Annotated in this window: 12 protein-coding genes; 4 read left to right on the top strand and 8 right to left on the bottom strand. The window is 72.2% G+C overall.

The window, feature by feature from the left end; translation table 11 throughout:
- Positions 1-1,287: a nicotinate phosphoribosyltransferase gene (locus Actob_RS04855; RefSeq protein ID WP_284918849.1), complete on the top strand. Its 1,287-nt coding sequence runs from the start codon at positions 1-3 to the stop codon at positions 1,285-1,287.
- A 9-nt stretch (positions 1,288-1,296) separates the two neighbouring features.
- On the top strand, positions 1,297-1,878 hold the full coding sequence (locus tag Actob_RS04850) for an isochorismatase family protein (RefSeq protein WP_284918848.1): 582 nt from the start codon (positions 1,297-1,299) through the stop codon (positions 1,876-1,878).
- Between the two features lie 215 nt (positions 1,879-2,093).
- Here Actob_RS04850 and Actob_RS04845 read toward each other — a convergent pair whose 3' ends face one another.
- The 4 genes from Actob_RS04845 to Actob_RS04830 all read right to left on the bottom strand — a co-directional run bounded on the left by Actob_RS04845 (position 2,094) and on the right by Actob_RS04830 (position 8,521).
- Positions 2,094-3,335, bottom strand: coding sequence for an LLM class flavin-dependent oxidoreductase (locus Actob_RS04845; protein ID WP_284918847.1), 1,242 nt, complete (start codon positions 3,333-3,335; stop codon positions 2,094-2,096).
- Positions 3,336-3,971: 636 nt separating this feature from the next.
- The gene (locus tag Actob_RS04840; RefSeq protein WP_284918846.1) at positions 3,972-5,270 is read right to left on the bottom strand and encodes an MFS transporter; all 1,299 of its coding nucleotides are present in this window, start codon (positions 5,268-5,270) and stop codon (positions 3,972-3,974) included.
- A 247-nt stretch (positions 5,271-5,517) separates the two neighbouring features.
- The gene (ctaD, locus tag Actob_RS04835; RefSeq protein WP_284918845.1) at positions 5,518-7,278 is read right to left on the bottom strand and encodes an aa3-type cytochrome oxidase subunit I; all 1,761 of its coding nucleotides are present in this window, start codon (positions 7,276-7,278) and stop codon (positions 5,518-5,520) included.
- Between the two features lie 136 nt (positions 7,279-7,414).
- A complete protein-coding gene (locus Actob_RS04830; RefSeq protein WP_284918844.1) occupies positions 7,415-8,521 on the bottom strand; it encodes an FAD-dependent monooxygenase in 1,107 nt (368 codons plus the stop codon).
- 307 nt (positions 8,522-8,828) lie between these two features.
- Here Actob_RS04830 and Actob_RS04825 point away from each other — a divergent pair, with 307 nt between their 5' ends.
- Positions 8,829-9,914 carry a DNA polymerase ligase N-terminal domain-containing protein gene (locus tag Actob_RS04825; RefSeq protein ID WP_284918843.1) on the top strand — a complete coding sequence of 362 codons (1,086 nt, stop codon included), beginning with the start codon at positions 8,829-8,831 and terminating at the stop codon, positions 9,912-9,914.
- Positions 9,915-10,045: 131 nt separating this feature from the next.
- Complete coding sequence (locus tag Actob_RS04820; protein ID WP_284918842.1) at positions 10,046-11,416, top strand: MGH1-like glycoside hydrolase domain-containing protein; 1,371 nt, start codon at positions 10,046-10,048, stop codon at positions 11,414-11,416.
- Positions 11,417-11,435: 19 nt separating this feature from the next.
- Here Actob_RS04820 and Actob_RS04815 read toward each other — a convergent pair whose 3' ends face one another.
- The 4 genes from Actob_RS04815 to Actob_RS04800 all read right to left on the bottom strand — a co-directional run bounded on the left by Actob_RS04815 (position 11,436) and on the right by Actob_RS04800 (position 19,602).
- Positions 11,436-12,521, bottom strand: a complete 1,086-nt coding sequence (locus Actob_RS04815) for an S-(hydroxymethyl)mycothiol dehydrogenase (RefSeq protein WP_284918841.1) — start codon at positions 12,519-12,521, stop codon at positions 11,436-11,438.
- Positions 12,522-12,558: 37 nt separating this feature from the next.
- The gene (locus Actob_RS04810) at positions 12,559-13,008 is read right to left on the bottom strand and encodes a MarR family winged helix-turn-helix transcriptional regulator (RefSeq protein WP_284918840.1); all 450 of its coding nucleotides are present in this window, start codon (positions 13,006-13,008) and stop codon (positions 12,559-12,561) included.
- A gap of 203 nt (positions 13,009-13,211) precedes the next feature.
- Positions 13,212-14,864, bottom strand: coding sequence for an EAL domain-containing protein (locus tag Actob_RS04805; protein WP_284918839.1), 1,653 nt, complete (start codon positions 14,862-14,864; stop codon positions 13,212-13,214).
- A 328-nt stretch (positions 14,865-15,192) separates the two neighbouring features.
- Complete coding sequence (locus Actob_RS04800) at positions 15,193-19,602, bottom strand: AAA domain-containing protein (RefSeq protein WP_284918838.1); 4,410 nt, start codon at positions 19,600-19,602, stop codon at positions 15,193-15,195.
- Positions 19,603-19,628 lie beyond the last annotated feature (26 nt).

Here is a 19,628-nt window from a genome sequence, read left to right as displayed (position 1 = left end):
GTGAATACGACCGGGCCGGCTCTGATGACCGATCACTACGAGCTGACCATGATCAGCGCCGCCCTCAAGGACGGCACCGCGGATCGGCAGTGCGTCTTCGAGGTCTTCGCCCGCCGCCTGCCCACCGGCCGGCGGTACGGCGTGGTCGCCGGCACCGACCGATTGATCGACCTGATCGCCGGTTTCCGCTTCGACCCGGCCGAGATCGACTATCTGCGCTCGTCCGGCGTGATCGACGAGCCCACCGCGAAATGGCTGGCCGACTACCATTTCACCGGCGAGATCGAGGGGTACGCGGAGGGCGAGCTGTTCTTCCCCGGCTCACCGATCCTCACCGTCTCCGGCAAGTTCGCCGAGTGCGTGGTCCTGGAGACGCTGATCCTCTCGGTGCTCAACCACGACTGCGCGATAGCCGCCGCCGCCGCCCGGATGGTCACCGCCGCCCGGGGCCGCCCGATCATCGAGATGGGCTCCCGGCGCACCCACGAGCACGCCGCGGTCGCCGCCGCCCGGGCCGCCTACCTGGCCGGCTTCGCCTCCACGTCCAACCTGGCGGCCGGCCGCGCCTACCGGATCCCGACCACCGGCACCTCGGCGCACGCGTTCACGCTGCTGCACGACGACGAGCCGGCGGCGTTCGGCTCCCAGGTGGCCGCGCTCGGGAAGAACACCACGCTGCTGGTCGACACGTACGACATCAGCCAGGGCATCCGCAACGCGATAGCGATCGCCGGGCCCGACCTGCGCGCCGTCCGGATCGACTCCGGCGACCTGTCGGTGCTGGCCCAGCACTCCCGCGAGTTGCTCGACTCGCTCGGCGCCACCGAGACCAAGATCATCGTTTCGGGTGACATGGACGAGTACTCGATCGCCACGCTCGCCGCCGAGCCGGTCGACATGTACGGCGCCGGCACCGCCGTGGTCACCGGCTCCGGCGCGCCCACCGCCGGCCTGGTCTACAAGCTGGTCGAGGTGGCCGGCCGGCCGGTCGTCAAGCGCTCGGAGAACAAGGCGACGGTCGGCGGCCGCAAGACCGCGGTGCGCCGCCACAAGCCCACCGGCACCGCCACCGAGGAGATCATCGTCTCCCAGGGCGTGCCCGACCACCAGGCCAACGACCGGCTGCTGCAGCGCACCTACATCGCCGCCGGCGAGCCGCAGCCACGGCCCACCCTGCAGGAGTCCCGCGACCACCTGCGGCAGTGCCTGATCTCCATCCCGTGGGAGGGCCTCAAGCTCTCCGCGGGCGACCCGGCCATCCCGGTCGTCATCATTCCCACCGCCTAGGGGGCCACCATGTCTCGCGCGCTGATCATCGTGGACGTGCAGAACGACTTCTGCGAGGGCGGCTCGCTGCCGGTCGCCGGCGGCGCCGCCGTCGCCAAGGGGATCTCGCTGGTGCTGGCCAAGGCCGGGGAGCGCTGGGACCACGTGGTCGCCACCAAGGATTACCATGTCGACCCGGGCGCGCACTTCAGCGCGCACCCGGACTACGTCGACTCGTGGCCGGCGCACTGCGTGGCCGGCTCGTCCGGCGCCGACTTCCACCCCGAGCTGGTCACCGACCGGGTCGAGGCGATCTTCCACAAGGGCGCGCACCAGGCGGCGTACTCCGGCTTCGAGGGCCACACCGAGAGCGGCGACGATCTCGCCGGGTGGCTGCGGGCCAAGGGGGTCACCGACGTCGAGGTGGTGGGCATCGCGACAGACCATTGCGTACGCGCGACAGCGCTCGACGCGGCCGCCGCCGGCTTCGCGACGACGGTCCTGCTGGAGCTGACCGCCGGGGTGGCCCGGGCGACGACGGATGCCGCCCTCGCCCAGTTCCGCACCGCCTCGGTCGCCACGACGGGCACCCCGATCGTCGCCCCGGCCTGATTCCCGGCGTCACCCCGGCCTGAAGCCACCGCACGACCCCGCACGCCCGAAGCCACCGCGCCACCGCATGTCTGAGGCCACCGCTCTGTGCGGCAGCGTCGCGTTGGTCCTGCCGAGCACAGCCGCGGCCGGGCCCCGGCCGGTCCGCGACGGCCCCGCGCCGCGACGGCCAGGGGCTCCCGCGAACCAGCCAGGAACAGATCAGCCGAATCCGGTCACCGGACGATGTCGGCCAGGATCTCGATCTGCCGCGGGTCATCGCCATAGCAGTACATGACCAGCTCATCCGCGCCGAACTCGCGATAGACGGCGACCGTCTCGGCGATCCGCACCGGATCGGTCAGCGGCGCACCCCACCCGGGCCGCCCGGTGAAGGCGTAATAGTCGGCCACCGCCTGCCGTCCACGCGCGATCATCTCGGCGTCACCGACCGCGACGTTGATCTGACAAACCAGTCGCGGCCGGCCGTCCCGGCCCGCTTCCGCCCACTGTTCTTCCACGGTACGCACCAAGCCCCCGGCCCAGTCCAACGGCGCCGCGCAGATGAACCCGTCCGCGAACCGAGCCACCCGCCGCAACGCCGCGGGCGCGAACCCACCGATCAGAATCGGCGGCCCACCCGCCTTGACCGTCCGCGGCCCGATCCACGCCCCGGAGCCACCGGCCCAACTCCCCCGCTGCTCATCGTCCCGGCCGCCCCGCCCGACGCTCCCCCGCTCGTCGTCGCCCGGCCGGCCACCGCGATGGGACTCGCCCACCACGCCGCCCGGCTGTGCGTTGCGGCTGGAGTCGCCGCCCACCACATCGCCCAGCCGCGCGACAGGAGCAGAGTCGCCGCCCACCACGCCGCCCAGCCGCGCGACAAGAGCAGAGTCGCCGCCCACCACATCGCCCAGCCGCGCGACAGGAGCGGAGTCGCCGGCCGACTCGTCGCCCGGCCTACCGCCGCGATGGGGCTCCTCGCCCACCACATCGCTCGACTGCGCGTTGCGGCCGGGGCCGCCGGCCGCTGCGTCGTTTGGCTCCGGGAGGTGACGGGGCTGGCCGGCAAGTGCGGCACGGTAAGGCTCGCCGCGCCAGATGGTGCGCAGGTCGGTGAGTTGGGTGTCGAGCAGGCGGCCTCGCTCGGCGATCGGCACACCGGCCGCCGCGTGATCGTCCTCGCGCCCGCCGATCCCGATGCCCAGGACGAACCGCCCCTCCGACATCCGGTCCAGCGTCGCGACCTGCTTGGCGAGCAGCGCGGTGGACCGCAGCGGCCCGAGCAGCACCTCCGTCTGCAGCCGGATCCGGCTTGTCGCGCCGGCCAGCACGGCGAGCGCGGTCAGCGGTTCCGGGTTGTCGTAGGCCAGGCGGTCCAGCAGCGCGACCGTGGCGAACTGATGTTCTTCGGCGAGCCGAGCCCACTCCAGCAACCGAACCGGATCACTGACGGGCAGCCCAAGGCCGATTTCCATGAACGTCTCCTCGAAAGACAGGCAGCAACAACTGACGTCGCCACCTCCTCCCCGCTCACGGCGAGGTCCCCAGGCCCGTCTGCGACACGTATCCAAGGCCCGGAAATTCGGAGTTCCGCACAGAAGCTACCCGCCGAGCCCACCGCCACCAAACGATTTATGCCAGCCACTCTCCGGACCAGCCCGCCTCCAGAAATCGACCGCAGCAGCCGGCCCGACACAAAGCGGCGCAGACCGCGAAAGACCCGGCGAGGAGAAAACGCAGCACCGCAGCGGCGGCACCACCGAGCCGCCCCAGCAGCCGAGCAGTGCGCTGCGGGCAGTCGGCGCGGTCGAGCAGGGCCGGCCGGAGATCCGGACGGCCGAGCGGCAGACGGCAGGCGCCAAGCAGCCCGGGCGCAGGCGGCAGCCCGGGGGCAGCCGGGACAGCCGGCAGCTGGGACCGCCGGGACAGCTGGGACAGCCGGGACAGCGGGCAGCCAGGACAGCAGACGGCAGACGGCAAGCAGCCCGGGGCAGGCGGCGGGCAGCAGGCAGCAGCCAAGCAGGGGCTGGCCGGAGATCCGGGGCAGCCGAGCGGCCCACCTCGGTCAGGTCAAGTCAAGAAGCGCTCGACCTGGCCGAGGTGAGGAACGGTCAGTGCGCCCCAGAGGCCGCGCCCGAGGCGGGCTGGGCCGAGGCGAGCTCGACATCGCGAGCGGTCTCCGGCGGCGACGGGACGCCGGCGGGCACCGCGTCCGGGCCGTCCGGGACCGCAGGGGTGTCGCGGCGGCGGCGCAGCTCGGCGGGGAGGACCAGTAGGGCGACCAGGACGCCGACGGCGCCGACGGCGGTGAAGCCCCAGGCCGGCCCGAGGGAGTCGATGGCCAGGCCGGCCAGGGGGCCGCCGAGGGCGACGCCGACGGTGAGGGCCGAATTGTGCAGGCCCATCGCCTCGCCGCGGGCCGCGGCCGGGATCATCCGGCTGATCGCGGAGGAGCTGGCGGTGATGGTCGGGGCGCAGAGCGCGCCGGCCGGGATCAGCAGCAGGGCCAGCAGCCACCAGTGTGAGCCGCCCAGGCCGACCGGGATGGTCAGCATCGCCATCGGGGCGAACAGCGCCAGGACCGGCAGGCCGCGCCGGACAGTGCCATAGGCGAAGCCGCCGATCAGGGAGAACAGCGCCCAGAGCGACATCACCAGGCCGCTCCAGCCGAGCTCGCCGGACTCCCGGAGCACCGCGACCACCGACACGTCGGTGCCGGAGAGCACCAGCGTCGCGGCCATCGTGACGGCCAGGACGGCGACGAACCGCGGCTTGAGCCACTCGCGCCGGGCGACCCGCTCACCGGCCGAGACCGGGGCCTCGTGCTCGGCGCGAGTCGGCGGGTTGAGCAGCCAGAGGCCGAGACCGGCCAGCAGGATGCCGCCGGCCAGGGTGAGCATGGCGACGCGCGGGCCGGCCGGACTGGTCGCGATCAGCACGCCGAGGGCGGGACCGGCCATGAACGACAGCTCGGTGGTCATCGAGTCGAGGGCGAACGCGGGCAGCCGATGCGACTCCGGGGTGAGCGCGGCGATCGACTGCCGGGCCACCGAGAACGCGGGCAGCGCCAGGAAGCCGCCGACCACGGCGACCGGCAGCAGCGCCCAATAGGGCAGGGCCTGCGCCACCAGCCAATAGATCACCTCGGCCACGGTGGTCAGCACCAGCACCGGGCGCAGCCCGCGCCGGTCGATGAGCCGGCCCATCAGCGGGGCGCCGAGCGAGCCGCCGATGGTCGCCGCAGCGCCCACCAGGCCGGCCGCGCCATAACCCCGATCCAGGTCGGTGACCACGTGCAGGGTGAGCACCACGGCGGCGGCCGCGATCGGGATGCGGGCCAGCGTGGCGACCACCAGCAACGACGGGATTTTGGGCAGCGCGAGGGTTTCCCGGTAAGGCTTGAGCAACATGACGATCCTGACCTCCGCCGCCGATCCTCCCGCAGGGGTACGACAGAAACCAACGGCTTTAGTACAGCTCACGTCAGCGACCGGCGACAGAACGACCGGCGACGAGGCGCCAGGCGACGGAACGACCGGAAAAACCGGCCACCGACGACGCGACCGGTAGCAGTGACGACAATCCGGCGAGCGGCGCCACCTCCGGAAAACGAAGCGGCCCGCACCCCCGAGGGGATGCGGGCCGTTTGCGACGGGCTCAGTTGTCCTTGTTGCTCGCGACGTCCTCCCGGTAGGTCGCCCCACCGTCGGACTCGTGGGTCAGCACCCGGGCGCCGCCCTCCGGCGGACCCGCGATCGACTGGTTGTCGCCGGCCGCGAGCTCCGGGAACTTCAGGTCGAAGGCGGGCCGCTCGGAGCGGATCCGCGGCATCCGGTCGAAGTTGCGCAGCGGCGGCGGGGTGGTGGTCGCCCACTCCAGCGAGTTGCCGTGGCCCCACGGGTCGTCGGCCGTGGCGACCTTGCCGACCTTGTAGGACTTCCAGATGTTGTAGAGGAACGGCAGCGTGGCCAGGCCCAGGATGAACGAGCCGATCGTGGAGACCGTGTTCAGCGTGGTGAAGCCGTCGGTGGGCAGGTAGTCGGCGTAACGCCGGGGCATGCCCTTGGTGCCCAGCCAGTGCTGCACCAGGAAGGTGGTGTGGAAGCCGACGAAGGTCAGCCAGAAGTGCACCTTGGCGAGGCGGTCGTCCAGGTACCGGCCGAACATCTTCGGGAACCAGAAGTAGATGCCGGAGAAGACCGCGAACACGATGGTGCCGAAGAGCACGTAGTGGAAGTGCGCGATCACGAAGTACGAGTCCGACACGTGGAAGTCGATCGGCGGGGCGGCCAGCAGCACGCCGGAGAGACCACCGAAGAGGAACGTGACCATGAAGCCGATCGCGAACAGCATCGGCGGCTCGAAGCTGATCTGGCCGCGCCACATGGTGCCGATCCAGACGAAGAACTTCATGCCGGTCGGCACGGCGATCAGGAAGCTCAGGAAGCTGAAGAACGGCAGCAGCACCTGGCCGGTGACGAACATGTGGTGCGCCCACACCGACATCGACAGCGCGCCGATCAGCAGGGTCGCGGCGACCAGGCCCTTGTAGCCGAACACCGGCTTGCGGCTGAACACCGGGATGACCTCGGTGATGATGCCGAAGAACGGCAGGGCGATGATGTACACCTCGGGGTGGCCGAAGAACCAGAAGAGGTGCTGCCAGAGCATCGGACCGCCGGTCTGCACGTCGAAGACGTGCGCGCCGAGGACCCGGTCGGCGGCGAGAGCGAACAGGGCGGCCGCCAGGAACGGGAAGACCATCACCGCGAGCAGCGCCGTGACCAGCATGTTCCAGGTCATGATCGGCATCCGGAACATGGTCATGCCGGGCGCGCGCAGGGTCAGGATCGTGGTGATCAGGTTCACCGAGCCGAGGATCGTGCCCAGACCCGAGATCGCCAGGCCGACCACCCACATGTTGCCGCCGACGCCCGGCGAGTGCAGCGAGTTGCTCAGCGGGGTGTAGGCGAACCAGCCGAAGTCGGCCGCGCCACCGGGGGTGAGGAACCCGCCGATGGTGATCAGGCCGCCGAACAGGTAGAGCCAGTACGCGAACGCGTTCAGCCGGGGGAACGACACGTCGGGCGCGCCGATCTGGATCGGCACCACGTAGTTGCCGAAGGCGAACACGATCGGGGTGGCGAAGAACAGCAGCATGATCGTGCCGTGCATGGTGAACAGCTGGTTGAACTGCTCCGGCGACAGGATCTGCATCCCCGGCCGCGCCAGCTCGGCCCGCATCAGCAGGGCCATGAGGCCGCCCAGCAGGAAGAACACGAAGGCGGTGACCATGTACATGATCCCGATCTGCTTCGCGTCCGTCGTGCGCAGGATTCGGGCCAATGCCGAACCCTTGACCTGCCGCCTGACCGGATATGGACGGGTCGCGATCGGCGACGGCGCAACGGTCGTCACGAAATGCCTCCGTTGTCTCGTTCGTCCCACTCGGCACACCCTGAAGATCGGGCGTACCTCGCTGGCAGAATAGTCCCCCGACGACCTCAGGCCATCGCGGGGTGACCAAAGGGCCACCTAGGACGAACTCGGTGTGTTAAACGGGGGCGGTCAGAGCCTTGTAGTGATCGGTGAAGATGCGAAGGCCGCGGCGGCGCAGCATCGGGTCACGCAGCGCCGGCGGCACGTCCCTGGTCCGGTCCCGCTCGCGGGTGCGATCGCGCACCTCGGCGCAGCGCGGCCGCCGCCGCTCCTCGAAGGCCCGCAGCGCGCCCGCGATGTCGGCCTCCGCCCGGCGCAGCTCCTGCCCCAGCACGTACCCGTCCTCGAAGGACATCGCCGCGCCCTGGGCCAGGGTCGGCGCGGTGGCGTGCGCGGCGTCACCGACCAGCACCACCGGACCGCTCGACCAGGACGGCAGGACCACCTCGTCGGTGCGGGCGACCGACACCTTCTCGATCCGGTCGAGGATGGCCGGGACCGGCCCGCCGAACGAACCGAACACCTCCTGCAGCCGGGCACGCGGGTCGGCCGGGTCCGGGGCGTCGGGCGCGGTCTCGTCGGCATAGCAGTAGATCCGGCGACCGCCCATCGGCATCGCGACGAACTGCGCCCGCCGGCCCAGCACCGCGGTCCAGTCGGTGAGCGGCGGGCCGCCGGAGACCACGGCGCGATAGACGATCTGCCCGGTCGGGGTGGGCGGCCCGCCCAGCCCGATCCGGTCGCGGATCGTCGAGCGGCGGCCGTCGGCGCCGACCACCAGGTCATACTCCGCCATCGCGCCGGAGGCGAACTCGACCTTGGCGCCGCCCTCGACGATCTGCAGATCACGCACCCCGGTGTCGTAACGCACCTCGCCGCCGACGCCGGTGAGCAGCACCTGCTGGAGATCGGTGCGGGACAGCGCGCGGGACTCGCCGACGCCGGCCCAGAGACCGGCCACGTCCATCTCGAACAGTTCGCGGCCGCGCATGTCCAGGAAGACCTGCCGGAAGATCAGGTCACCGAGCGGGCGCAGCGGGACGTCGAGGCCGAGCAGGCGCAGCGCGCGGGAGGCGTTGCCGGGCAGATAGATGCCGGCGCTGGGATTCATGCTGGCGGGCAGAGCCTCCACCACATCCGGGCGGAAGCCCGCGACTCGCAGCCCCCGGGCCGCTGCCAGACCGGCGATGCCGGCGCCCACCACCAGGATGCGCAAGGTCATCGGCCAACGCCTTCCTGTCGATGGATACGCGTCGGAGCCAGAACACTACCGCGCGCCACCGTGGCGGGAAACCCACGATCAACATCGAATCCGATTTGCACTGCACTCGGCGTTTCCGTCGCCTTTGGCATCACCCCGGCGAGTGAATCCACAGTGGCGAACGCGCGACCGGCCCGGGCGAGCGCGACGGCCCGGCGGGCCCGGATCACGCGGCGCGCGAGCCGCGGCGGAACAGTGATCCCCGTCATGGCCGAACCCAACCATCGGGGTATGACAATTCCCGGCGCCGCGGCGGCAGAATCGGCACATGCCGGACCGCCTGCACGAATACCGCCGCAAGCGGGATGCCGCCCGCACCCCCGAGCCGGTCCCGCCCGAGAGGGGAGGACCGGAGCGGCAGCCGGAGGAGGAGAATCCGGCCCGGCACCGCTTCGTCATCCAGCAGCACCACGCCCGCAGCCTGCACTGGGACGTCCGCCTGGAACGCGACGGCGTGCTCGTCTCGTTCGCCGTCCCGCGTGGCCTCCCCCGTGACCAGGCCCGCAACCACCTGGCCAAACACACCGAGGACCACCCACTGGAGTACCTCACCTTCGCCGGCGAGATCCCGGCCGGCGAGTACGGCGGCGGCCGGATGACGGTCTTCGACCGGGGCACCTACGAGACCGGCAAGTGGCGCTCCGACGAGATCAGCGTCACCTTTCACGGCGAACGCACGAAGGGGCGATACGTTTTCTTCCAGACCGACGGTGCGGATTGGATGGTCCGCCGGATGGACCCGCCGGAGCCCGGCTGGGAGTCGATGCCCGGCGACCTGCGGCCGATGCTGGCCACCCCGGCCACCGCGTTACCCGCCGACGACGCGGCGTGGGGGTACGAGATGCGCTGGAACGGGCAGCGCGCTCTCGCGTACGTCAATGGCGGACGCGTGAGCCTCAGCGGACCCGGCGGCGAACCGCTGATCTCGGTGTTTCCCGAGGTCCGGGCCCTGGGGCCGGACCTCGCGCCGGTCGAGGCGATCCTCGACGGCGAGCTGGTGGTCCTCGACGGCGCCCGGCCCGACCCGGATCGGCTGGCCCGGCGCGGCGGGGCGCGCAACCCGAAACGGGCGGCCGGCCGCGATCCGGTGCAGTTCCTCCTCTACGACCTGCTCTGGCTGGACGGGCACCGCACCACCGAACGGCTCCGGTACGCCGAGCGCCGCGAGCTGCTGGACGGCCTGGCGCTGGCCGGCGAGCACTGGCAGACCCCGCCGTTCTTCCCGGGCGGCGGACGGTTCGCCCGGGGCGCGGCACGTTCGCAGGGCTTGTCCGGCGTGATGGCGAAGCGGTTGGATTCGCCCTACCTGCCCGGCCGGACCAGTCGCTGGTGGCGGGAGATCGACGTGAACTGAGGTAACCCCGGTTTCGGCGTCCGGCGCGGTGCTACCGAAGATGCAACCGGCAGTTCGTTCAGAAACACCGTGGCGCGCCCGATGGCGGGGGTTCAACCGGCGACCGCAGTGGAAAGGGCCTCGAGTCACAGATGCAGCCACACCCGCCCGCGTCCCCGGTCGCCGTCGCCGACCCGTCCGCCGAACTGTGGCAGTCCGCGGCACGCGTGCTGGACACCAACTGGTCCGGCGACCACACCGTCCCGTCCCGTCGTCTCTATCCGCACCAGTGGAGCTGGGACGCCGCGTTCATCGCGGTCGGGCTGGCCTACGTCAACCCCAGCCGGGCCTGGCGTGACCTGCGCAGCCTGTTCGAGGCGCAGTGGCCGGACGGCCGGGTGCCGCACATCGTCTTCGACCCGGACACCGCCGAGGAGGACTACTTCCCCGGGCCGGGGATCTGGAACGTCCCGGCCTACGCCGGCCGCCGGGCCCGCGGCAGCACCGGGCTGGTCCAGCCGCCGCTGCACGCGCTGGCCGCGTGGGAGGTCTACCGGCACGCGTCGGCGCACGGGGCGGCCTGCGTCAGCGAGGCCCGAACCGAGCTGGCCTGGCTCTATCCCCGGCTGGTGGCCCAGCAGGACTATCTGACCGAACGGCGGGACGCGGGCGGCACCGGGCTCGCCTCGATAGTGCACCCGTGGGAGTCCGGCCTGGACGACAGCCCGGCCTGGGACACCGTGCTGGACGCGGTGCCGGCCGACCTGACGCTGCTGGACCGGCACCCGCGCCGCGACCTGCCGGTGGCGGACGCCACCCAGCTGCCCACCGATCTGGACTTCGCCCGCTACCTCGGGCTGGTGCTGGGCTACCGCGACGGCGGGTACTCGGACACCGAGCTGGTGCTGCGACACCCGTTCGTGGTGGAGTGCCCGGCGTTCAACAGCATCCTGGCCACCGCCGAGCTGGCGCTGGCGCAGATCGCCGGCGTGCTCGGGCGGACCGGCGACGCCGGCCGGCACCGGGACCGGGCGCGGGAGATCACCGCGGCGCTCGCCCGGCGGCTGTGGGACCCGGCCACCCGGTCGTTCCGCGCCCGTGACGCCCGCACCGGCCGGCTCAGCCCGGCCCGCTGCGTCAGCGGCCTGCTCCCGCTGATGCTGCCGGACCTGCCGGCCGACCGGGCCGACGCGATCATGGCGGAGATCCGGTCGGAGCGGTTCGGGCTGCCGGCGCCGAGCGCGGACCGGACCGCACCGTCCTTCGACGCCGGCCGGTACTGGCGCGGGCCGGTCTGGATCAACGTGAACTGGCTGCTGCGCCGCGGGATGCAGGTGCACGGGCACCACGGCGAGGCGGAGCAGCTGCGCCGGGCGATGCTGCGGCTGGTGCACGAGCACGGGCATTACGAGTACTTCCACCCGGAGACCGGGCAGGGGCTGGGGGCGCCGGCCTTCAGCTGGACCGCGGCGTTGTGCCTCGACCTGCTCGCCGACCGGTCGGCGCCCGCCTACGCGCGATGAGACCGGTAACCGCTCGGCCTCAGAGAACGACGACCGAGCGCAGCACGTCGCCGGTGTGCATCTTGGCGAACGCCTGCTCCACCCCGTCCAGCGGGATCTCCTCGGTGACGAACGCGTCCAGGTCGAGCCGTCCCTGCCGGTACAACTCGGTGAGCATCGGGAAGTCCCGGCTGGGCAGGCAGTCGCCGTACCAACTGGACTTGAGCGCGCCGCCCCGGCCGAAGATCTCGAGCAGCGGCAGCTCGATCCGCATCTCCGGGGTCGGCACGCCGACCAGCACCACGGTGCCGGCCAGGTCACGGGCGTAGAAGGCCTGCTCGTAGGTCTCCGGCCGGCCCACCGCCTCGATCACCACGTCGGCGCCGAAGCCACCGGTCAGCTCACGGACCCGGGCCACCACGTCGTGCTCGCGGGCGTTGACCGTGTGGGTGGCGCCGAAACCGCGCGCCCACTCCAGTTTCCGGTCGTCGGTGTCGACCGCGATGATCGTGGTGGCCCCGGCCAGCGCCGCGCCGGCCACCGCGCCGTCGCCGACCCCGCCGCACCCGATCACCGCCACCGCGTCGCCGCGGGTCACCCCGCCGGTGTTGATGGCCGCGCCGAGACCGGCCATCACGCCGCAGCCGAGCAGGCCGACCGCGGCCGGCCGGGCCTGCGGGTCGACCTTGGTGCACTGGCCGGCGTGCACCAGCGTCTTCTCCACGAACGCGCCGATGCCCAGCGCCGGGGCGAGCTCGGTGCCGTCCTCCAGGGTCATCCGCTGCTTCGCGTTGTGGGTGTCGAAGCAGTACCACGGCTTGCCCTTGGCGCAGGCCCGGCAGGTGCCGCAGACGGCCCGCCAGTTGAGCACCACGAAGTCGCCGGGTGCCACGTCGGTCACCCCGTCGCCGACCGCCTCCACCACGCCGGCCGCCTCGTGCCCGAGCAGGAACGGGAAGTCGTCGTTGATGCCGCCCTCCCGATAGTGCAGGTCGGTGTGGCACACCCCGCACGACTGGACCCGCACCACCGCCTCGCCGGGACCCGGGTCGGGCACCACGATGGTGGCCACCTCGACCGGCTTGCCCTTCTCCCGGGCGATCACGCCTCGTACCCGCTGACTCATACGCACGCACCTTTCGCCATTGACCGGTAGCTCGAGCCTACGGATTTCTCAGCAGCGCCTCCGCCAGCCTGCCGAGCTGACGGGCCTGCGCCGCGGTCAGCCGGTCGAAGATCAGCTGCTGGACCGCCTCGGCGTGGCCCGGCGCGCTCGCCACCACCTTGGCGTACCCCGCGTCGGTGAGCACCGCGATCTGCACCCGGCCGTCCAGTTGGTCGCGCTCCCGGCGCAGCCAGCCCTGCTGCTCCAGCCGGGCCACCACGTGGGAGAGCCGGGACAGCGACGCGCAGGCGCGTTTGGCCAGATGGCTCATCGGCAGGCGGCGGTCCGGATGCTCGGAGAGGGTCATCATCACCAGGTAGCCCATGTGGGTGAGGCCGGCATCCCGCTGCAGCTGCGCCTCCATCGCCGCGGGCACCTTGACCAGCACTTCGACCAGCCGTCGCCAGATCGCCTGCTGCTCATCGGTCAACCAGCGGGGCTCGTCCATGGTGGCAGGCTAGTGGCGTTCGGACAGTCGGATATAGGCCGGGTGGACAGCATTCCACGGCGCGTCACCGAATCGATCGACTTACGTGAACCTCAGCGAGTACTCTGTCCGAGGACTTTCTACCCCGCCACGGCGCCGGAACCGGCTGGCTGGGGGGCCTCGGCCGGTTCCGGCGTCGTGTGCCTCGGCTTGGGCGCAGGTGCTCAGGCGCTGCGCAACCGCCCGGGGACCACCGGCGACGGGCGACCGATCAGATATCCCTGCACGTAATCCACGCCGAGTTCGCGCAGCATCCGCAGCGTCGCCTCGTCCTGGACGAACTCCGCGACGGTGTGGATGCCGTACGCCTGGCAGACCTGCACCAGGGCGCGGACCAGCACCTGATCCTGCGGGTTGTCCACCAGGTCCACCACGTACTCCCCGTCGATCTTCACTAGGTCGATCGGGAACAGCCGCAGGTAGCGGAACGACGCGTACCCGGAGCCGAAGTCGTCCAGGGCCAGCGAGCAGCCCAGGTCGCGGATCCGGTCGGCGAACCGGCGGGCCTCGCTCAGGTTCCCGATCAGCGCGGTCTCGGTGATCTCGAAGGTGAGCTGCTGCGGGTTCACCTGGTACCGCGTGAGCAGGCGCTCCACCTCGTCGGTCAGCCGCGGGTCGCCGACCGAACGGCCGGACAGGTTGATCTGCAGGCACATCCCGGGCTGCTCGACGGCGAGCCGCATGGCCCGCTCCACCACCCACAGGTCGATGTCGAAGACCGCGTCGAGGCGTTCCGCGGCGTCCAGCACCTGGATCGGCGACTGCGGGCCGTCCGCCTCGTCGAGGACCCGCAGCAGCAGCTCGTGCCGGGTCACCTGGTTGGTCTGCAGCTCCAGGATCGGCTGGGAGTAGAGGGTGAACCGGTCGGTGCCGAGCGCGTCGGCCACCCGGTTGCGGTACGACCCCTGCCGGTCCCGGGCCGGCACCGGATGCGCGACGAGGGTCAGCGGCCGGTCCGCCTCCCGCGACTGCCGCCAGGCCTGCTCGGCGTCGATCAGCAGGTCGTGGCTGCCCGCCTCGGCGTCCGGCCGGAACCGGACCAGACCGCACCAGACCCGGGCCGCGGACTCGGCGCGGACCGCGTCGACCAGCTCGGCCGCCTGCTCGCGGGCGGTCGCCCAGTCGGTGGCGGCGAGCAGCACCGCGATCTCGTTGGTGCCGACCCGGCCCAGCAACCGGTCCGGGCCGGCCAGCGACTCCAGCATCCGGGCGGTGCGGTGCAGCAGCCCCTCGCCGGCCTCCTCGGCCTGCACCCGCAGCACCAGCAGCGCGCCGGCCGCCCGGCGCAACGCCCTGTCGATCTCGTCGGCGAACCGGGCCCGGGTCAGCAGGCCGGTGACCGGGTCCGGCTCGACCAGCGACGCCTGCACCGTCTCGCCGCGGCGGGTGAGCCGGGCGTCCTCCCGGCGGGCCCGCTCCCGGGCGGTGACGTCGCGGACCGTGCCCCGGATGCCGCGGACCGTGCCGTCCGGGCTCATCATCGGCTCCAGCCGGCAGTCCACATCGAACCAGCCGCCGTCGGCGCGCATCAGCCGGACGGTGATCCGCACCGTGGTCCGGCTGGTCCACGCCTCGGTGATCGCGCCGAGTGCGCCGGCCAGGTCGTCGCGGTGCACGTAGCGGGCCAGCACCTGGCGGGTCATCTCGTGCTGGGCGGGTGGGCGGCCGAGCATCGCGGAGAGCGCCGCCGACCAGACGATCTGGTCGCTGGCGGTGGTGTACGAGAACCAGGCGGCCCGGTCCTCGGCCGGCGGGCGCGGCTCGGGCAACGGGGTCACCGGCGGCGACCAGCGCTCCCGTTCCTCGGGCACGGTCATCCGACGGCACCTCCCCCCTTGCACACGGCAGCTCCCCCCGCCAACCAGACCCCTCACCTATTACGACCTGTCACCGGGCCGTAGTAACAGTGGACGTCACAGTCAAAGTTTTGACGTATCCGCGAGCAAGGCCAGGAGCAGGGAATTATCGCCCATCCAGAGTAACGAAACAACCGAACGGCGGACCGCTTACCCGCTCAATTCCACCGAAAAAGCGTCGTCGACTCCATGACGGACAGTCACTGCCAGTATCCGTATTAAAACCTTCTGCGATTTCTTACCCGGGTGCCACCGTCCACATGCACACCACGTTCCGACAACCTAGCTTTCAGTCACCGACCGGGCTGATCTCCAGCTCCGCGATCCGCTGCCAGACCGGGCGCATCGCCGCCTCCGGCTCGCGGGCGAAGACACTGCCCCGGATCCGGACGAACACGCAGTTGCCGACCCGTTCCAGCACCGCCTGCCGGCGCATGTCGCTCTCCCACCGCTCCGGACCGTGGTAGGCGTCGCCGTCGCACTCGACAGCCAGCCGCCGGCCGTCCGGCGCGTTCAGCACGAAGTCGATCCGGTAGCCGCCGATCCGGAACTGCGGGATCGGCCGGTAGCCGCGAATCGCCAGCCGGCGCAGGACATCGCGTTCGAAGTCGCTCTCACACCGGGCCGCCAGGTCGGTCGCGGCGGTCTCGGTGGGCAGATCCATCGCGTACGACAGGAGCAGCGCCCGCGCGTCGTCGGCGAGCAGCGCGCTCGGCCGCACCGAATGGTAGATCCACAACTGATCGCGGGCCCGGGACGCGGCCACGTTGATCCGCCGGTGGTAGTCGCGTTTGGTGAAGGCCGCGATGCGCTGATCGTTCTCAGACACCACCATTGACACCAGTACCACGTCCCGCTCGTCGCCCTGGAACGTGTACGCGTCACCGACCCGCAGCCGCCGCGCCTGGATCTCGTCCTCGCCGATCGCCTCACGGATCTTGGTGAGCAGGTAGTTCGCCTGCCCGCCGCTGCTGAGCAGGCTGATCACGCCGAGCGTCTTCCCGTCGTACCGGGGATCCGCCACGATCTTGGTAACGCGGCCGACCAGCGCGTCCGCCTCGTCGAGGTTGACGTCACCGAAGCCGGCCAGGCTCTGCCGCACCCCGTCGGGGCAGTACACGTTCCGGATCGGCAGCAGCGCCGGCCGGTCCGCGCGCAGCGGCATGATCTTGCCGTCGTAGTAGTGCCGCGAGGAGAACTCGATGATCTGCGGCACGCACCGGAAGTGCTCGGTGAGCAGGATGCGCTCCGGCGAGCGGCGTACCGCGTGATCGTAAAGGGACGACTCCGGGTCGAAGTGCTCGGCCGACGGCACGTCGGTGAGGTGCCGCTGGATCAGACCCCGCACCGAGCCGACGAAGCTCAGCTGCGGGCCGATCTGCTGGTCGTCACCGACCACCACGGCCCGTTCGGCCAGCGACAGCACCGGCAGCGCGAACAGGTCGGCCTGGGAGGCCTCGTCGACGATCACCACGTCGAACGTCGCCCCGCCGGCGAACTGCTCGATCGCCCGGTCCACCGACATGACCCAGACCGGCACGGCGGCCACCGCCGACTCCATCGCCCGCTGGGCGTGCGCCTGCCACATCGCGGCGCTGCGCCCGGTGCCCTTGCCGATCTTCCGGAGCGCGGTGGTCCAGTCGGCGAGCGCGGCCCGCCGCCGGTCGTCCAGCGCCCGGGCCACCTCCAGCCAGGCGGAGGCCACCACCAGCTCACCGGTCAACCGGCGGATCCGGGTGCGGGCCCGCTCCACCCGCCGGCTCAGCAGCGCCGGATCCACGTCGCCGACCATCTTGTCGAACCAGGTCTGCGCCCGCCGCCACTCCCAGGCGTCCAGACAGGCCTGCCCGGAGACGACCGGGTGCTCCCCCGTGGCGATCTTGGCGGCCCACTCCGGGGCGGCACCCGCCAGCCGGTCGTGCAAGGCGTGGAAGCGCAGCACATCCGGCTGCAACAGGGCCACCCGGCGGACCTCGGCGACCGCCTCGTCCCACCCGTCCAGACTCGCCCACGCCTCAGCCAGCTCCGGCCACCGGGCCAGCCGCTCGGCGACCGCCCGCTCCTCGGCGAGTCCCTGATCCACGACGAAGACCTCGGCGGCGCCGTCCAGCAGCCCGGCCACCGCCGCCAGTCGCCCGCCGTCCAATTCAAGATCGATTTGGGGTACGCGCGCCGTCACCCGCTCCACCAGCGTGGGCCAGCGCCGCAGGTCGAACTCGAGCGACTGGGCGGCCTCGGCGAGCAACGCGCCGGCCCACACCTCCGGATCGGTCCAGCCGCCGGTCGGCTCGTCGATCCGCAGCCGCTCCACCCAGTCCGCCCACACGTCGCCGAGCCGGCGGTGCGCCTGGGCCCGGCGAACCCGGGCGGCCACCAGGTCGACGTCCTCGACGGTGCGCATCGGCTCGCCGTCCACCCGGATCTCCTCGGCGATCCGGAACAGCCCGGCCTGCAACAGCCGGCTCAGCCCCTTGCCCGCGGCGAACCGGAGCCGGATCTCGGCCAGCCTGGTGAGCAGCAGTTTCGGCTCGGCCAGCAGGGACTCGCCGATGACCACCCGGTGCCCGGCCTGCTGCTTGGCGCCGGCCGCCAGCTCGTCGAGCAGCCCGGCGACGGTGGCCACGTGATCGGCCCACATGGTGCGCCAGTGCTGGTCGTCCATCAGCCGGCCGAGCCGGTCGGTCCAGGTGCCCTCGCGGCGGCGCAGCCAGGACACCGCCTCCGCCAGGTCGCTCATCAGCTCGACGTGTGACGGGCGCTGCTCACGGCGTACCGAAGAAAGATCGACGCCCTGGTCGGCCAACCGGGACAGACGCTCCCGCGCCGCGGCGATCTCGGCCCGATGGGCCGCCACCGTGGCGGCGTCCGGCAGGTCCATGATCTCCGGCAGCGGCCGCATCGCGGCCGCCCGATCCTCCGGCGTCAGCCGGGCCGCGAGTTTCAGCAGCGTGCCGAAGTCCTCGATGGTCAGCGGCGGCGGACCGGCGACCGGGTCCGGGATGCCGCCGTGCGCGGCCGCCCGCTCCCGCAACCAGGCGCCGACCTCGGCCGGCAACAGGCTGACCCCGCCGATCTGATAGGTCGCCGCCTCGCTCTCGGCGATCAGCCGCAGCCCGGCCAGCGCGGCGGCCAGCTCACGCTCGGCCTCCTCCAGGTTGCGGGTGAGCCGGTCCACCCGGCGCGCCTCGGCGTCGGAGTCCAGCGTGGCGGCCCGGTCGGAGAGCTCCCGGGCGGCGAGCTGCAACTGGACCAGCTGGTCGGTGCTGCGCCCGAGAACCGCGAGGCAGAGCGCCCGCACCTCCTCCGGCAGGCCGTCCCGCAGCACCCGGAGCGGCTCCTCCTTCTGCGCCACGACCAGGACCCGCTTGCCGTTCGCCATCAGGTGGCAGATCAGGTTGCGGATGGTATGCGTCTTGCCGGTGCCCGGCGGGCCCTGCACGACGACGTTGCGGTGCTGGGCCAGGCGGCGGGCGATCGACTCCTGTGCCGCGTTGGTGGGCAGTGGCATGAGCAGCCGCTCGCCGACCCGGTGCCAGGTCTCCGGGTGGTCGTCGGGCATGGCGAGCCGGCTCGGCTCGTGAGCCAGGATCGCGGCGAGCGCGCCGACCCCCTCGGTGGCCCGGCCGGCGGTGAGCCGGTTGCGCAGGTTCTCCAGGAAGCCACGCAGCTGGCGCTGGCGCGGACGGGCGAAAAGCACAGCGGTGTCCCGGACGAAAGCGGTCGCGGGCCGGTCGTCGCCGGCAGCCACCACCACGCGGTCGTGACCGAGACGGGTCAGCGCGCGCTCGAAGAACTCCCGGCGCTCGAACTCGTTCCACAGGTCGACCTCGACCACCCCGCCCGGGCCGGCCAGCCCCTGGAGCTGGGCCAGGTGCCGCTCGTCGAGACCGTGCAGCGCGTCGGTCTGCAGCCGGGACGGGCCGGCCGGGGAGACAGCGATCAGCGCGCGATCCGGGTCGTACTCGATCAGGACCGGGGTGGCGACCAACGGGTAACGGACCCGGGTGCCGTCGACGGTGGTCTCCAGGATGCCGTGTCCCCAGACCAACTCGGTGGCGGCGGCCATGTCCAGCTGATGCATCCGGTCGAAGAGCTTGCGGTGCAGGTCACGGGTCTGCTCGGCGGCGGCGGTGAGCAGCGACCAGGGACGCCAGGTCTGATCCCGCCAGACCGTGAAGTCGTCCGGCGCCGCCCCGTCCACGCTCGCCCGCCCGTTGTCCCCGGCCGCGCCGGCCCCGTCCCCGGCCTCGCCGGTCCCGGCCCCGGTCGCGCCGGCCCCGGCACCGGCCGGCCCGGTCCCGTCCCTGCCGGGTGCGCTCGGTCCACCGACGCGTCCGGCACCGGCCGGCCCGGTCCCGGCCTCGCCGGAGCCGCTCCTGTCGAGGTCGCCGACGGCGCTCCGCCGGGGCGGGCCGCTCTCGGTGGCCGGTTCGGCGGTGGCGGTGATCTCGCCACGCAGGCGGCGGCGGAGGGCGGCCGGGACGGTCACCGGAGGCGGTAGCTCGGGACGGCCGACGCGCAGCCAGGACGTGCCGTCCGCGCCCGGACCGAGCCGGCAGTCCGGATGCGCCGGCAGCGCGTCGAGCCAGTGCGCGTCGGCGGGCACGGTGCGGGGCGGGCGGTCCAGCTGCGCGCGCACCGCGAGCAGGTAGTCGGCGACCGCGACAGCCCGGTCCCGGATCGTCGTGGGCGACTCCATCCCGTGAAGTCTAGAGCCGCCACCGC

Source organism: Actinoplanes oblitus (assembly GCF_030252345.1).
Classification (GTDB): domain Bacteria; phylum Actinomycetota; class Actinomycetes; order Mycobacteriales; family Micromonosporaceae; genus Actinoplanes; species Actinoplanes oblitus.
Note: the sequence above shows the minus strand (reverse complement) of the source record. Positions and strands in the feature narration are given on the sequence as shown.

Coding starts and splice junctions, on each gene's coding strand:
- Actob_RS04825 (WP_284918843.1), top strand. CDS start 8,829: ATGCCGGACCGCCTGCACGAATACCGCCGCAAGCGGGATGCCGCCCGC.
- Actob_RS04840 (WP_284918846.1), bottom strand. CDS start 5,270: ATGTTGCTCAAGCCTTACCGGGAAACCCTCGCGCTGCCCAAAATCCCG.
- Actob_RS04830 (WP_284918844.1), bottom strand. CDS start 8,521: ATGACCTTGCGCATCCTGGTGGTGGGCGCCGGCATCGCCGGTCTGGCA.
- Actob_RS04820 (WP_284918842.1), top strand. CDS start 10,046: ATGCAGCCACACCCGCCCGCGTCCCCGGTCGCCGTCGCCGACCCGTCC.
- Actob_RS04845 (WP_284918847.1), bottom strand. CDS start 3,335: ATGGAAATCGGCCTTGGGCTGCCCGTCAGTGATCCGGTTCGGTTGCTG.
- Actob_RS04805 (WP_284918839.1), bottom strand. CDS start 14,864: ATGACCGTGCCCGAGGAACGGGAGCGCTGGTCGCCGCCGGTGACCCCG.
- Actob_RS04850 (WP_284918848.1), top strand. CDS start 1,297: ATGTCTCGCGCGCTGATCATCGTGGACGTGCAGAACGACTTCTGCGAG.
- Actob_RS04800 (WP_284918838.1), bottom strand. CDS start 19,602: ATGGAGTCGCCCACGACGATCCGGGACCGGGCTGTCGCGGTCGCCGAC.
- Actob_RS04810 (WP_284918840.1), bottom strand. CDS start 13,008: ATGGACGAGCCCCGCTGGTTGACCGATGAGCAGCAGGCGATCTGGCGA.
- Actob_RS04815 (WP_284918841.1), bottom strand. CDS start 12,521: ATGAGTCAGCGGGTACGAGGCGTGATCGCCCGGGAGAAGGGCAAGCCG.